11 protein-coding genes are annotated in these 14,138 nt (G+C 72.8%); 10 read left to right on the top strand and 1 reads right to left on the bottom strand.

From position 1 onward, the window contains the following. The first annotated feature begins 44 nt into the window (after positions 1–44). The 3 genes from AC6EI4_RS10335 to AC6EI4_RS10325 are packed head-to-tail and all read left to right on the top strand — an operon-like array spanning position 45 to position 2,721. A complete protein-coding gene (locus AC6EI4_RS10335) occupies positions 45–1,013 on the top strand; it encodes an ABC transporter ATP-binding protein (RefSeq protein ID WP_498451395.1) in 969 nt (322 codons plus the stop codon). Beyond that, positions 1,010–1,795, top strand: coding sequence for an ABC transporter permease (locus AC6EI4_RS10330; RefSeq protein WP_498422990.1), 786 nt, complete (start codon positions 1,010–1,012; stop codon positions 1,793–1,795). The genes AC6EI4_RS10335 and AC6EI4_RS10330 overlap by 4 nt, the downstream gene beginning before the upstream one ends. Positions 1,796–1,800: 5 nt before the next feature. Next, on the top strand, positions 1,801–2,721 hold the full coding sequence (locus tag AC6EI4_RS10325) for a COX15/CtaA family protein (protein ID WP_498451394.1): 921 nt from the start codon (positions 1,801–1,803) through the stop codon (positions 2,719–2,721). Positions 2,722–3,746: 1,025 nt separating this feature from the next. Here the strand turns inward: AC6EI4_RS10325 and AC6EI4_RS10320 are convergent. Continuing rightward, entirely contained in the window at positions 3,747–4,754 is a 1,008-nt protein-coding gene (locus AC6EI4_RS10320; protein ID WP_498423136.1) for a heme o synthase, read from the bottom strand. 223 nt (positions 4,755–4,977) lie between these two features. Here AC6EI4_RS10320 and tkt point away from each other — a divergent pair, with 223 nt between their 5' ends. From tkt to AC6EI4_RS10285, 7 genes are all read left to right on the top strand, one after another. Then, a complete protein-coding gene (tkt, locus tag AC6EI4_RS10315) occupies positions 4,978–7,002 on the top strand; it encodes a transketolase (protein ID WP_498451599.1) in 2,025 nt (674 codons plus the stop codon). A gap of 79 nt (positions 7,003–7,081) precedes the next feature. Further along, positions 7,082–8,209, top strand: coding sequence for a transaldolase (tal, locus tag AC6EI4_RS10310; RefSeq protein WP_498451393.1), 1,128 nt, complete (start codon positions 7,082–7,084; stop codon positions 8,207–8,209). After that, positions 8,206–9,870, top strand: coding sequence for a phosphoglucose isomerase-related protein (locus AC6EI4_RS10305; protein ID WP_498451392.1), 1,665 nt, complete (start codon positions 8,206–8,208; stop codon positions 9,868–9,870). Before tal ends, AC6EI4_RS10305 begins: the two co-directional genes overlap by 4 nt. Then, positions 9,867–11,393: a glucose-6-phosphate dehydrogenase gene (gene zwf, locus AC6EI4_RS10300; protein WP_498423000.1), complete on the top strand. Its 1,527-nt coding sequence runs from the start codon at positions 9,867–9,869 to the stop codon at positions 11,391–11,393. Before AC6EI4_RS10305 ends, zwf begins: the two co-directional genes overlap by 4 nt. After that, on the top strand, positions 11,390–12,295 hold the full coding sequence (locus AC6EI4_RS10295) for a glucose-6-phosphate dehydrogenase assembly protein OpcA (RefSeq protein ID WP_498423003.1): 906 nt from the start codon (positions 11,390–11,392) through the stop codon (positions 12,293–12,295). Before zwf ends, AC6EI4_RS10295 begins: the two co-directional genes overlap by 4 nt. A 1-nt stretch (position 12,296) precedes the next feature. Continuing rightward, positions 12,297–13,073 carry a 6-phosphogluconolactonase gene (gene pgl / locus AC6EI4_RS10290; protein WP_498451391.1) on the top strand — a complete coding sequence of 259 codons (777 nt, stop codon included), beginning with the start codon at positions 12,297–12,299 and terminating at the stop codon, positions 13,071–13,073. Positions 13,074–13,437: 364 nt separating this feature from the next. Beyond that, positions 13,438–14,138: helix-turn-helix domain-containing protein (locus AC6EI4_RS10285; protein WP_498451390.1), on the top strand; the 701-nt coding region annotated here is incomplete at its 3' end.

Raw genomic sequence — 14,138 nt, 5'->3', positions numbered from 1 at the left:
TGCCCGGCGCGGGCCCGGCGCGGCGGCGTACCTAGACTGGGCGCGTGCTTCCCCCCGACGATGGTCCCGACGCCGCCGTCGTCGTCGACCGGCTCAAAATGCGCTACGGCACCAAGGTCGCCGTGGACGGGCTCTCGCTGAGCGTGCCGCGCGGCTCGATCACCGCGGTCCTCGGACCGAACGGCGCCGGGAAGACCACCACTCTGGAGACCTGCGAGGGCTTCCGCGCCCCCCAGGGCGGCTCGGTGCGGGTGCTCGGGCTCGACCCCGTCCGCCAGCGCCGCGAGCTGCTCCCCCGGATCGGCGTGATGCTGCAGGACGGCGGCGCCTGGTCAGGGGCCCGTGCCGACGAGATGCTGCGTCACGTGGCCGCGCTGCACGCCCACCCGCTCCCGGTCGGGCTGCTCGTCGAGCGGCTCGGTCTCGACGAGTGCGGGCGCACGCCGTACCGGCGCCTGTCCGGTGGGCAGCAGCAGCGGCTGAGCCTGGCGATGGCCGTGGTGGGGCGCCCCGAGCTGCTCTTCGTCGACGAGCCGACCGCCGGGATGGACCCCGCCGCGCGGCGCACGACCTGGGAGCTGCTGCGCGAGATGCAGGGCGACGGCGTGACGATCGTGCTCACCACCCACTACATGGACGAGGCCGAGCGGCTCGCGGACCTGGTCCACGTGATCGACCACGGCCGCGCGATCGTGTCGGGGACGCCCTTCGAGCTGACCCGGACCCGGGGTGCGGCCACCATCCGGCTGGTCCTCACCGAGCCCTTCCCGCCCGGCGCCCCGGCGTCGCTGGCCGACGCGCTGGGCGCGCACACCGAGGTGACCGCGCTCAACGAGCACAGCCTGCTGGTCACCGGCCCGGCCGACGCCTCCACGCTGGCCGTCGTCTCGGCCTGGTGCCAGCGACACGACGTGGTCCCCGAGTCGCTGACGCTGGGACAGCGCACCCTCGAGGACGTCTTCCTGCAGCTCACCGGGCGCGAGCTCGGCACCGAGGAGGTGGCCGGGCGATGAGCACCACCCCCACCGGCACGTTCAGCCCCGCACCCGGCGCCGCGCCGTACCGCCAGCAGGTGCGCGCCCAGACCGCGATGGAGGCCCGTCTGCTGCTGCGCAACGGCGAGCAGATCCTGATCGCGGTGGTGATCCCGGTGATCGTCCTGGTCGGCGGGGTGCTGGCGGCGCGCCGCCTCGACCTGTCCTTCTCGCACCCGGGCGTCGACGTGCTCACCCCGGGCGTCCTCGCCCTCGCGGTGATGTCGACCGCGTTCACCTCGCTGGCCATCGCCACCGGCTTCGAGCGCCGCTACGGCCTGCTCAAGCGGCTGGGGGCCTCCCCGCTGCCGCGCAGCGGGCTGCTGGCCGGCAAGGTCGGCGCGCTGCTCGGCGTCCAGGTGCTGCAGGCGGTCGTGATCTGCGGGGTCGCGCTGGCCCTGGACTGGAGCCCCCGCGGCGGCCTGGCCGGGGTCGCCCTGGCGATCCTCAGCGCCGCCCTCGGCACGGCCGCCTTCGCCGGCCTGGCCCTCGCCCTGGCCGGCAGCCTGCGCGCCGAGGCGACGCTGGCCGCGGCCAACCTCGTCTACCTGCTGCTGATGGCCGGCGGCGCCGTGGTGCTGCCGCGCTCGTCGTACGGCTCGGTCGGCGACCTCCTGCAGTTCCTGCCCTCGGCTGCCCTCGGCGACGCCATGCGCGCCTCTCTCCTGGACGGCACCACCCCGGTGCTGCCGCTGCTCATCCTGCTGGGCTGGGCCCTGCTCGGCACCGCCCTCGCCTCACGCTTCTTCAAGTGGGAGTGACCTTCGTGAACACCACCGACACCCTCGAGCGCCTCATCCCCACCGACCACCGCTGGCTGCGGGGCATCTCCATCGCCAACCTGGTCGCCAACATCGCGATCGTCGTCACCGGCGGCGCCGTGCGACTCACGGCCTCGGGCCTGGGCTGCTCGGAGTGGCCGAAGTGCAGCGAGGAGTCCTTCGTCGCCCACCCCGAGCTCGGCATCCACGGCGCCATCGAGTTCGGCAACCGGATGCTCACCTGGGTGCTGGTCGCGATCGCCGTCTCCTGCCTGGTCCTGGTCTGGCGCTCGGGCCGCGAGCGCGCCACCCGGCTCGCCCTGGTGGTGGTGCTGGGCATCCCGCTGCAGGGCGTGATCGGCGGCATCACCGTGCTCACCGAGCTCAACCCCTGGATCGTCGCCCTGCACCTGCTGGCCTCGATGGCGATCATCGGCGTGTGCGTGATGTTGCTCGACGAGCTGGGCAGGCCCGCCAGCGCAGCGGACCGGGCTCCGGCCACCGCGCGCCCCGGGCTGGGCCTGCGACGCCTGACCTGGGCGGTCTTCGCGGTGATGTGGGTGGTCCTCTACCTCGGCACCGTGGTGACCGGCAGCGGCCCGCACGCCGGTGACGTGGACGCGCGCCGCAACGGCCTGGACCCGCAGGCGATGAGCCACGTGCACGCCTGGGCGGTCTACCTGCTGCTGGCGCTGACCGTGGCCCTGGTCTGGTTGGCACACCGGCAGGGCGCCCGGGCGCTGGCCTCCGCGGCGGGCGTGCTCCTCGCCCTCGAGCTGGCCCAGGGGGTGCTCGGCTTCGTGCAGTACTTCACCGACCTCCCCGAGATCCTCGTCGGGCTGCACATGCTGGGCGCCGCGATCCTCTCGGCGGCGGTCACCTGGGTGCTGCTGCGCGCACACGGGACCCCGGCTTCGGCGAGCTGACCGCTGGTGGACTGGCCGGCTGGTGAACTGGCCGGGTTTCGACCGGGTGATTCGGCCGGTCCGGGTGGACCGGGTGGACCGGGCCGGGTGATTCGGCCGGTCCGGGTGGACCGGGCCGGGTGATTCGGCCGGTCCGGGTGGACCGGGTCAGCCGACTAGTCCGGGCCGATTAGTCCGGACCGACGGATTCAGGCTGGCGTGCCCAGGCCGGCGGTGCGCGTTTGGCGGCGCGAGGCCGTTCGGTCAGGCGGTCCGGTCGGGCGGTGTGGTCAGGCCGTGCGGGGCCGGGTCCACACCCCCGTGACGGACCCGGCCCCGCACCGCCTGCCTGTCTCTGACGCGTGGGACACCGAGATGGTTGCCCGGTGGGCCGGAATTTTTCCGACCGCATCGCCGCCTCGCCGCCGTTTGGTCCCCAACGGATGCCATTCCGGGTATCGGCATGCCGTTTCTGACCATTCGATGAGGGTCGCCGGCCCCTCCAGTGACCCAGCGTCGACTTCTTCCCGGCCGGTACGGCGCACTCCCCTCGGCCCCCTGCCAACGGCGCGACCCTGCCGTCGTACGGTGCGAAACCACCCCACGACCAACCCACCCGCCCCGCTCGCTCGCAAGACAAGCTCTCCGGGGCCGCCGAATGGTCAGAAACGGACTTCTCGGCCGCAGAATCACGCCGTTGGGGACCAAACGGCGGTCTCATCATCGCCGTGGTCCTAAGGGACGGGGACGCCAGGCCGGGTAGCGGTGGGCCGGATCTGACCGTGCGGTGATGGCCCCGGCTACGCCACGGACCCAGCGCCGGCCTCCATCCGGCCGTTCGGCGCACTCCCCTGGGCCGCTACCAGCGGCTCGGGACTGCCGTCGTACGCCGCAGCACCGCCCAGCCACGCCCGACGGCCCGCGCAACTCGCGTGGGCAGCCCTCCGGGGCCACCGATTGGTCAGAAACGGACCTTCTCGGCCGCGAAATCACGCCGTTGGGGACCAAACGGCAGCCTGGGAGGCGCACCACCCAGCCGCAGGCCCTCAGCGGGTGAGCAGCGGATCGAGCGCGACCGCGACGAACAGCAGCGACAGGTACAGGTTCGAGCTGTGGAAGAGCCGCATCGGCCGGATCTCGGTCAGGTTGTCGCTGGCCCGGGTACGCCGCCACATGGCGTGCGCCTCGTAGAGGAAGTAGGCGCCGAGCACGGTGGCGGCGACGGGGTAGACCCAGCCGGTGTCCGCCACCGGCCACAGCAGCAGCGAGGTGGCCACCAGCACCCAGCTGTAGATCACGATCTGGCGCCCCACCACGTTGGCCGGCGCGACCACGGGCAGCATCGGCACGTCGACGTTCGCGTAGTCCTCGCGGTAGCGCAGGGCCAGCGCCCAGGTGTGCGGCGGCGTCCAGAAGAACACCACCAGGAACAGCACGACCGGCGTCCAGGCGAGCTCGTTGGTGACGGCCGTCCAGCCGATCAGGGCCGGGAAGCACCCGGCGAGTCCGCCCCACACGATGTTCTGGGTGGTCCGGCGCTTGAGCACCATCGTGTAGATCAGCACGTAGAACGCGTTCGCGCCCACGGAGAGCATCGCCGAGAGCGGGTTGACCCACAGCCACAGGATCACCGTCGAGATCACCCCGAGGGCGAGCCCGAACACCAGGGCCGCGCGCGGCGAGACCATGTGGCGGGGCAGGGCACGGCGACGGGTCCGACGCATCTGCTCGTCGATGTCACGGTCGTAGACGCAGTTCAGCACCGACGCCGAGCCCGCGGAGAGCGTGCCGCCCACGACGGTGGCTGCGACCAGGCCGAGCCCGGGCACCCCCCGCGCGGCGAAGAACATCACCGGGACGGTGGTGAGCAGCAACAGCTCGATCACGCGCGGCTTGGTCAGGCCGATGTAGGCCCCGACCACGTCGCGGAAGCTGGCCCGTCCCTCCGGGGTTGCTCCCGTGTCGCCCGCTGCGCCGCCCGGGAGATGCCCTGCAGGGTGCTCCTGAGGGTCAGGAGCAGCTGGGGCCGAGCGGCCGACGTACGTCACAGAGATCCTCGCGGGGGTGGGGTTGGTGCGGGGTCGAGTCTATCGCTCGGGGTGAGTAGGCTCAGAGGCGGCTGCACTCCCCCGGCATCCATCTCGGCTCCACGCCGAGAACAGTGCTCCGGCCCGGCCGGACAAACCCGTGAACGAGAGGAACCCCGTGAGCGACACCGCGCGTCTGGACTGGAGCGAAATTGACCAGAGGGCGGTGGACACGGCGCGCGTGCTGGCCATGGACGCGGTCCAGAAGGTCGGCAACGGCCATCCCGGCACCGCGATGAGCCTGGCCCCGGTCGCCCACCTGCTGTTCCAGAAGGTGATGCGGCACAACCCGGCAGACCCCAACTGGGCAGGACGCGACCGCTTCGTGCTCTCCCTGGGGCACAGCTCCATCACGCTCTACACCCAGCTGTTCCTCGGCGGGTTCGGCCTCGAACTGGAGGACCTCAAGGCGCTGCGCACCTGGGGCAGCAAGACTCCCGGGCACCCCGAGTTCGGGCACACCGCCGGTGTGGAGACGACCACCGGCCCGCTCGGCCAGGGCGTCGCGAACGCCGTGGGCATGGCCATGGCCGCGCGCCGCGAGCGCGGGCTGCTCGACCCGGACGCTCCCGCCGGCACCTCACCGTTCGACCACCGCGTCTACGCGCTGTGCAGCGACGGCGACCTGCAGGAGGGCGTGAGCGGCGAGGCCTCCTCGATCGCCGGGACCCAGCAGCTCGGGAACCTCACCGTGATCTACGACGCCAACCGGATCTCGATCGAGGGCGACACCGACGTGGCGTTCACCGAGGACGTCGCCAAGCGCTACGAGGCGTACGGCTGGCACGTCCAGACCGTCGACTGGACCCACGACGGCACCGCCTACACCGAGGACGTGCCCGCGCTCTACGACGCGATCCGCGCCGCCGAGCAGGTCACCGACCGGCCCAGCTTCATCGTGCTGCGCACCGTGATCGCCTGGCCGGCGCCGAACGCCCAGGGCACCGGAGCCTCCCACGGCTCGGCCCTCGGTGACGCCGAGGTGGCGGCCACCAAGGAGATCCTCGGCTTCGACCCCGACCGGACCTTCGAGGTGCCGGCCGACGTGCTCACCTACACCCGTTCCCTGGTCGAGCGCGGCAAACTGGCCCAGCAGGAGTGGCAGGCCTCCTTCGAGAAGTGGCACGAGTCCGCGGACCTCGCGCTCTGGGAGCGGCTGCAGACCCGAGCCCTGCCGGTCGGGCTCACCGACGCGCTGCCGACCTTCGAGGCCGACCCCAAGGGCGTCGCCACCCGGAAGGCCTCCGGCGCCGTGATCAACGCGATGGCCGAGCTGATGCCCGAGCTGTGGGGCGGCTCCGCCGACCTCGCCGAGTCCAACAACACCACGATCAAGGGCGCCCCCTCCTTCATCCCCGGCGACCGGTCCACCGACCAGTGGCAGGGTGACCCGCTCGCCGGACGGGTGCTCCACTTCGGCATCCGCGAGCACGCGATGGGCGCGATCATGAACGGCATCGCCCTGCACGGCGGCACCCGCGTCTTCGGCGGCACCTTCCTCACCTTCTCCGACTACATGCGCGGCGCGGTGCGCCTGGCGGCGCTGATGGGCCTGCCGGTCACCTACGTGTGGACCCACGACTCCATCGGCCTCGGCGAGGACGGCCCGACCCACCAGCCGATCGAGCACCTCGCGGCGCTACGGGCGATCCCCGGCCTCGACGTGGTCCGCCCCGCCGACGCCAACGAGGTCTCCGCCGCCTGGGCCGCGATCATGGCGCACACTGACCGCCCCGCCGGCCTGTGCCTGACCCGGCAGAACGTCCCGGTCTTCCCGCGCGGCACCGAGGGCTTCAGCGACGCCTCCCAGGTCCACCGCGGCGGCTACGTGCTGCTCGACACCGACGGCGGCCTGCCCGACGTGGTGCTCCTCGCCACCGGCTCCGAGGTCCAGCTCGCCGTCGAGGCGCACGCGCTCCTCGCCGAAGAGGGCGTCCGCGCCCGGGTCGTGTCGATGCCGTGCCTGGAGTGGTTCGCCGAGCAGGAGCAGGCCTACCGCGACACCGTGATCCCGCCGTCGGTCAAGGCGCGGGTCTCGGTCGAGGCCGGCATCAAGATGGGCTGGCGCGACCTGGTCGGCGACGCCGGCCGGATGGTCTCGATCGAGCAGTACGGCGCCAGCGCCGACTACGCCCGGATCTTCACCGAGTACGGCGTGACCGCCCAGGCGGTCGTCGACGCGGCCCGCGACAGCATCGCCGCGGTCACCCGCTGAGCGTCGGGGGCGTTGACGAAGCGCCCGACGGGAAACCGTCACACCCACGACCCCGCTCCACCACCTGGGAGGAAGCACATTGTCTGACCGTCTGAAGGCCCTGTCCGACGCCGGAGTCTCGATCTGGCTCGACGACCTGTCCCGCGAGCGCATCGAGAGCGGCAACCTGGCCGACCTGGTCCGCGACTCGTCGGTGGTCGGGGTGACCACCAACCCGACGATCTTCGCCTCCGCACTGGCCAACGGCGAGCGCTACGACGCCCAGGTCCGCGCGCTGGTCGCCGACGGCGCCGACGCCGACCGAGCGATCTTCGAGCTCACCACCGAGGACGTCCGCAACGCCTGCGACATCCTCGCCCCGGTGTTCGCGAAGACCCCCGCCGACGGCCGGGTCTCCATCGAGGTGGAGCCGGGCCTGGCCCGCGACACCGCCGGCACGGCCAAGGCGGCCCACGAGCTGTGGGCCGCGGTCGACCGCCCCAACGCGATGATCAAGATCCCCGCGACCATCGAGGGGCTGCCCGCGATCACCTCGGCGATCGCGGAGGGGATCAGCGTCAACGTGACCCTGATCTTCAGCCTCGAGCGCTACCGTGCGGTGATGGACGCCTACCTCACCGGCCTCGAGCAGGCCCACGCCCAGGGCCGTGACCTGGCCTCGATCAGCTCGGTGGCGTCGTTCTTCATCTCGCGGGTGGACAGCGAGGTCGACAAGCGCCTGGACGCCATCGGCACCGACACCGCTCAGGTGCTCAAGGGCAAGGCCGCGCTGGCCAACGCGTGGCTGGCCCACGCCGCCTACGCCCAGGTCTTCTCCTCGCCGCGCTTCGAGGCGCTCGCCGCCCACGGCGCCCGAGCGCAGCGGCCGCTGTGGGCCTCGACCGGAGTCAAGGACCCGGCCTACCGCGACGACCTCTACGTCAGCGAGCTGGTCGTCTCCGGCAGCGTCAACACGATGCCGGAGAAGACGCTGACGGCCTTCGCCGACCACGGCGAGGTGACCGGCGACACGGTCACCGGCCGGGCCGGCGAGGCCGAGCAGGTGCTGGCCGGCCTGGCCGCGGTCGGCGTCGACTTCGACGACGTCCTGGCCGTCCTGGAGCGCGAGGGGCTCGAGAAGTTCGACGCCTCCTGGGCCGAGCTGGTCGAGACGGTGAGCGGGCAGCTCGACAAGGCCCGCGGCGCACAGGCCGGGGCCGACGCGTGAGCGGGGCCGCCTGGACCGTCGTGAAGAGCGAGGGGGCCGGAGCGGCCCCCGGCTCCACCCTGCACCTGACCTGCCCCGACCCCGCGTCGTACGACGCGGTGGTGGGGCAGCTGGTCGGCGACCGGGTCGCCTCCCGCCTGGCCGACCAGGACCCCTCCCTGTGGGGTCCGGCGGCCGAGGCGGAGGCCGGCAAGCGGCTCGCCTGGATCGACCTGCCGCACAGCTCGCGCCCGCTCCTCGCCGAGATCGCGGCTCTGCGTGAGGAGCTGCGCGCCGAGGGCCTGACCCGGGTCGCGCTGTGCGGGATGGGCGGCTCCTCGCTCGCCCCGGAGGTGATCTGCGCCGCGGAGGGCGTCGACCTGGTCGTGCTCGACTCCTCCGACCCCGACTTCGTGCGCACCGCCCTGGAGGACCGGCTCGCCGAGACCGTCGTGGTGGTCTCCAGCAAGTCCGGCGGCACCGTCGAGACCGACAGCCAGCGCCGCGCCTTCGAGAAGGCGTTCGCCGACGCCGGGATCGACCCGACCCGACGCATCGTGGTCGTCACCGACCCCGGCTCGCCGCTGTCGGAGAGCGCCACCGACGCCGGCTACCGCGTCTTCCACGCCGACCCGGCGGTGGGCGGGCGGTTCTCCGCGCTGACCGCCTTCGGCCTGGTGCCCAGCGGCCTGGCCGGCGCCGACCTCAGCCGGCTCCTCGACGAGGCGGCGGCGGCTCGACCCGCCCTCGAGGCCGACTCGCCGGACAACCCGTCCCTGCGGCTGGGCGCCCTGCTCGGGGCCGCCAACCTGGCCGGCGTCGACAAGCTGGTGCTCGCCAACGCCGGCGCGGCGTTCTCCGGCCTCGGCGACTGGATCGAGCAGCTGGTCGCCGAGTCGACCGGCAAGGACGGCCAGGGCGTGCTGCCCGTGGTCGTCGAGGACGTCCACGCCGTCGACTTCCAGCCCAGCCGCCCCGACGAGGTGCTGTGCGCGTTCGGCCCCGACGACGTCTTCGCCGACGTCTCCCCCGCCTCCGGCTTCGCGGTCCGCGTCGACGCCCCGCTGGGGGCGCAGCTGCTGTTGTGGGAGCACGCCACCGCGGTCGCCGGACGGGTGCTCGGGATCAACCCCTTCGACCAGCCGGACGTGGAGAGCGCCAAGGCCGCCGCCCGCGAGATGCTCGGCGGGGGCGCCTCCGGCCCGACGCCGCTGTTCGTAGACGGCCCGGTCACCGTGTACGCCTCCGAGGGGTGGCTCCCGGCCGGCACCGACACCGTCGCCGACGCCGTGGCCGCCCTGCTGAGCCGGCTCGACGAGCGGCGGGGCTACCTGTCGGTGCAGGCCTACCTCGACCGGCACCGCGACGCGGCCCTGGCCGCGGTCCGCGCCCCGCTCGCCGAGCGGACCAGGCGCCCGGTCACCTTCGGGTGGGGGCCACGCTTCCTGCACTCCACCGGGCAGTACCACAAGGGTGGGCCGGCCACCGGGGTCTACCTGCAGATCACCGGCCAGCCGGAGGCCGACCTGGCGGTCCCCGACCGTCCGTTCACGTTCCACGAGTTCCTGACCGCGCAGGCCGTCGGCGACGGCCAGGTGCTGGCCGCCGCAGGTCGTCCGGTGCTCCGGCTGCACGTGGAGAACCCCTCCGGCCTCGCCTCGGTGCGTGCGGCGCTCGCGTGACGACGTACACGAACCCGCTGCGGTCGCCCGACGACCGGCGGCTGCCGCGCGTCGCGGGACCGTGCACGCTGGTGCTGTTCGGGGTGACCGGCGACCTGGCCCGCAAGAAGCTGATGCCGGCCGTCTACGACCTCGCCAACCGGGGTCTGCTGCCGCCGGGGTTCTCGCTGGTGGGCTACGCGCGGCGCGACTGGGCCGACCAGGACTTCACCCAGGTCGTCCACGACGCCGTGCGCGACAACGCCCGCACGCCGTTTCGTGAGGAGACCTGGCAGCAGCTCGCCGAGGGCATCCGCTTCGTGCAGGGCGACTTCGCCGACGACGAGGCGTTCGCCGAGCTGCGCCGTACCCTCGAGACGCTGGACGAGGAGCGCGGCACCGGCGGCAACCACGCCTTCTACCTGTCGATCCCGCCGCGATTCTTCGGCGACGTGATCGGCCAGCTCAAGGAGCACGGCCTGGCCGAGCCCAAGGGCGACGCCTGGCACCGGGTGGTCGTGGAGAAGCCGTTCGGCCACGACCTCGCCTCCGCCCGCGAGCTCAACGCGATGGTCGAGGAGGTCTTCCCCGCCGAGTCGGTGTTCCGCATCGACCACTACCTGGGCAAGGAGACCGTCCAGAACATCCTGGCGATGCGCTTCGCCAACACCCTGTTCGAGCCGGTGTGGAACGCGAACTACGTGGACCACGTGCAGATCACCATGGCCGAGGACATCGGGATCGGTGGACGCGCGGGCTACTACGACGCGATCGGCGCCGCCCGCGACGTGATCCAGAACCACCTGCTGCAGCTGATGGCGCTGATCGCGATGGAGGAGCCGCCGAGCTTCGACGCGCTCTCGCTGCGCCTGGAGAAGCAGAAGGTGCTCTCCTCCGTCACGGTGCCCAAGCGCCTCGACCTGGCCACCGCGCGCGGCCAGTACGTCGAGGGCTGGGCGGGCGGTCACCTGGTCGCCGGCTACACCGACGAGGAGGACATCCCGGCCTCCTCGACCACCGAGACCTACGCCGCGATCACCCTGGCGGTGGAGAACAGGCGCTGGGCGGGCGTGCCGTTCTACCTGCGCGCCGGCAAGCGCCTGGGTCGCCGGGTCACCGAGGTGGCGGTCGTCTTCAAGCGCGCACCCCACCTGCCCTTCCACGACACCGCCACCGAGGACCTGGGCAGCAACGCGCTGGTGATCCGGGTCCAGCCCGACGAGGGCGTCACCATCCGGTTCGGCGCCAAGGTGCCGGGCACCCAGATGGAGATCCGCGACGTGAGCATGGACTTCGCCTACGGCGAGGCCTTCACCGAGGCCAGCCCGGAGGCCTACGAGCGGCTGATCCTCGACGTGCTGCTCGGTGACCCGCCGCTGTTCCCCCAGCACCAGGAGGTCGAGCTGTCCTGGCAGATCCTCGACCCGATCATCGACTACTGGGCACGCAGCGGGAAGCCGGACACCTACCCGGCCGGCACCTGGGGCCCGCCGTCGGCGGATGCGATGCTGGCCCGCGACGGACGCACCTGGAGGCGCCCATGATCGAGCTCGAGGACACCAGCGCCACGTCGATCGCCGCCGAGCTGGTCCGCGCCCGGGTGCGCGCCGGCTCCCCCGCGATCGGGATGGTGATGACGCTCGTCGTGGTCGCGGACGACGACAGCCTCGACACCGCGATGGACGCCGCGCGCGAGGCCACCCACGAGCACCCGGCGCGGGTGCTGGTGGTGGTCCTCGGCGACGGCCGCGGCAAGGCGAAGGTGTCCGCCCGGGTCGGCAACGGCGGGGGCTGGACCGGGGAGGTGGCGCTGATCCGGCTCACCGGCCGGGTCGTCGCGCACTCCGAGTCGGTCGTGCTGCCGCTGCTGCTGCCGGACTCCCCGGTCGTGGTGTGGTGGTCGTGCCGGGCCCCCGTCGAGCCCGGTGCCGACCCCATCGGCAGGCTCGCCCAGCGCCGGATCACCGACCTCACCTGCGGCCCGGCCAGCGCCGGGGCGCTGCTGGCCCGGTGCCGCTCCTACGCACCCGGCTCGACCGACCTGACCTGGACCCGGATCACCCCGTGGCGCGCCGTGCTCGCCGGTGCGCTCGACCAGCACCAGGAGCGCGTGCTGGCTGTGGAGGTCACCGCCCCCCGGCACGACCCGAGCGCGGAGCTCCTGGCCGCCTGGCTCTCCGATCGACTGCGCGTCGAGGTGACCCGTCACCACGCCGAGCAGCCGGGGATCCACGAGGTGGTCCTGGAGACGGCCAGCGGCCCGGTCCGGATCACTCGCCGCGACGAGCACGCCGCCACGCTGAGCACGCCCGGCCAGCCGGACCGAACCGCGGCCCTGCGCACCCGCGGACTCGCCGAGCTGCTCGCCGAGGAGCTGCGGCGCCTGGACGAGGACGACGTGTACGCCGCCACCGTGCGTCACCTGGCCGCCGCGGCGGAGGCCTGAGATGGCCGGCACCGAGCCCCGCCTCGTGGTGCTGCCCGACCCTGCCACGCTGGCCGGTGAGGTGGCCTCGACGCTGCTGGCCCGCCTGGAGGCCGTCCAGGAGGCCGGCCGGGTGCCGCAGGTGGTGCTCACCGGTGGCTCGATCGCCGTCGAGATCCACCGTGAGATCGCCCGCCGCGCGGTGGACTCGCGCGTGGACTGGTCGCGCGTGGAGCTGTGGTGGGGCGACGAGCGGTTCGTGGCTCCGGGCGACGCCGACCGCAACGACGCCCAGGCCGACGAGGCCATGCTCGACCAGCTGCCGCTGGACCCCGCCCGCGTCCACCGGATGCCGTCGAGCGCCGAGGTTCCAGACGTGGACGCCGGTGCGGCGTCGTACGCGCGGGAGCTGGCGGCGCTCGGCCGTGGCCAGGCTGTCGGCGGGAGCGAGGACGGCGTCGGCTTCGAGTTCGACGTGGTGATGCTGGGACTCGGACCGGACGGCCACGTGGCCTCGCTGTTCCCCGGGCATCCGGGGTTGGGCGCCACCGGCACGGTCGTGGGGGTGCGGGACTCCCCCAAGCCGCCCCCGCTACGGATCTCGCTCACCTTCGAGAGCCTCAACCGAACCCGCGCCGTGTGGTTCGTCGTGGACGGGGCGGCCAAGGCCGACGCCGTGGCCCGTGCGCTGGCCGGCGGCGACCCCCACGAGATCCCCGCCCGAGCCGTCCAAGGCCGCCACGAGACCACCTGGTACCTCACCACTCCCGCAGCCCCCGCAGGTGCCGAGTCGGCGTGAACTCGCGCCGTACGGGTGCCGAGTCGGCGTGAACTCGCGCCGTACGGGTGCCGAGTCGGCGTGAACTCGCGCCGGACAGGTGCCGAGTCGGCGTGAACTCACGCCGGACAGGTGCCGAGTCGGCGTGAACTCACGCCGTACAGGTGCCGAGTCGGCGTGAACTCGCGCCGTACGGGTGCCGAGTCGGCGTGAACTCGCGCCGTACGGCGGACATGGGCGGGTCGTTATCCACAGACGTGTGAATGTCCCGTTGGCAGTCCGTCCCGGCGCCGCGACATTGGCGGCATGACATCTGTCAGTGCCGCGTGAAGACTGACCCCCTGGTGCCGGATGAATGTTGACCCCCCTCCGACACAGTGAGGGAGTGATCAGCGTGGAGCATTGGGCCGAGATCCGCAGGCTGCATCGAACGGAGGGCATGGCGATCAAGGCGATCGCCCGTGAGCTGGGAGTTGCCCGCAACACGGTGCGAGCGGCCTTGGCGGCGAACGAGCCACCCAAGTACGAGCGTCGGGCGGGGGGCTCACGTGTCGATGAGTTCGAGCCTGCGATCCGGGCGCTGCTGGCAAAGACCCCGGCGATGCCGGCCACGGTGATCGCCGAGCGGATCGGATGGCACCATTCCGCGTCAGTGCTGCGCGCCAGGGTCGCGCTGCTACGTCCGCTGTACGCCCCAGCAGATCCCGCGGACCGCACCCAGTACGCCCCTGGTGAGATCGTGCAGTGCGACCTGTGGTTCCCCCCGAAGGTCGTGCCGGTGGCGCCCGGCGTGCTGGCCGCTCCGCCGGTGCTCACGATGGTCGCGGCGTGGTCGGGCTTCATCATGGCCACGCTTCTGCCGAGCCGCACCACTGGCGACCTGCTGGCCGGGATGTGGCTCCTGCTGTCCGGCTCGCTCGGGGCGGTGCCCAAGACGCTGGTGTGGGACAACGAGGCCGGGATCGGCCAGCACCACAAGCTCACCGTCGGTGCCCGTGGGTTCGCCGGCACCCTCGGCACCCGGATCTACCAGACTCGGCCCCGCGATCCCGAAGCCAAGGGCGTGGTCGAGCGTGCCAACGGCTA

This window comes from Nocardioides sp. Z43_10 (assembly GCF_059766615.1).
Note: the sequence above shows the minus strand (reverse complement) of the source record. Positions and strands in the feature narration are given on the sequence as shown.

Bases quoted from the DNA above. Each gene is read 5' to 3' on its own strand.
- tkt (WP_498451599.1), top strand. From the start codon at position 4,978: ATGGACGCGGTCCAGAAGGTCGGCAACGGCCATCCCGGCACCGCGATG.
- pgl (WP_498451391.1), top strand. From the start codon at position 12,297: ATGGCCGGCACCGAGCCCCGCCTCGTGGTGCTGCCCGACCCTGCCACG.
- AC6EI4_RS10295 (WP_498423003.1), top strand. From the start codon at position 11,390: ATGATCGAGCTCGAGGACACCAGCGCCACGTCGATCGCCGCCGAGCTG.
- AC6EI4_RS10330 (WP_498422990.1), top strand. From the start codon at position 1,010: ATGAGCACCACCCCCACCGGCACGTTCAGCCCCGCACCCGGCGCCGCG.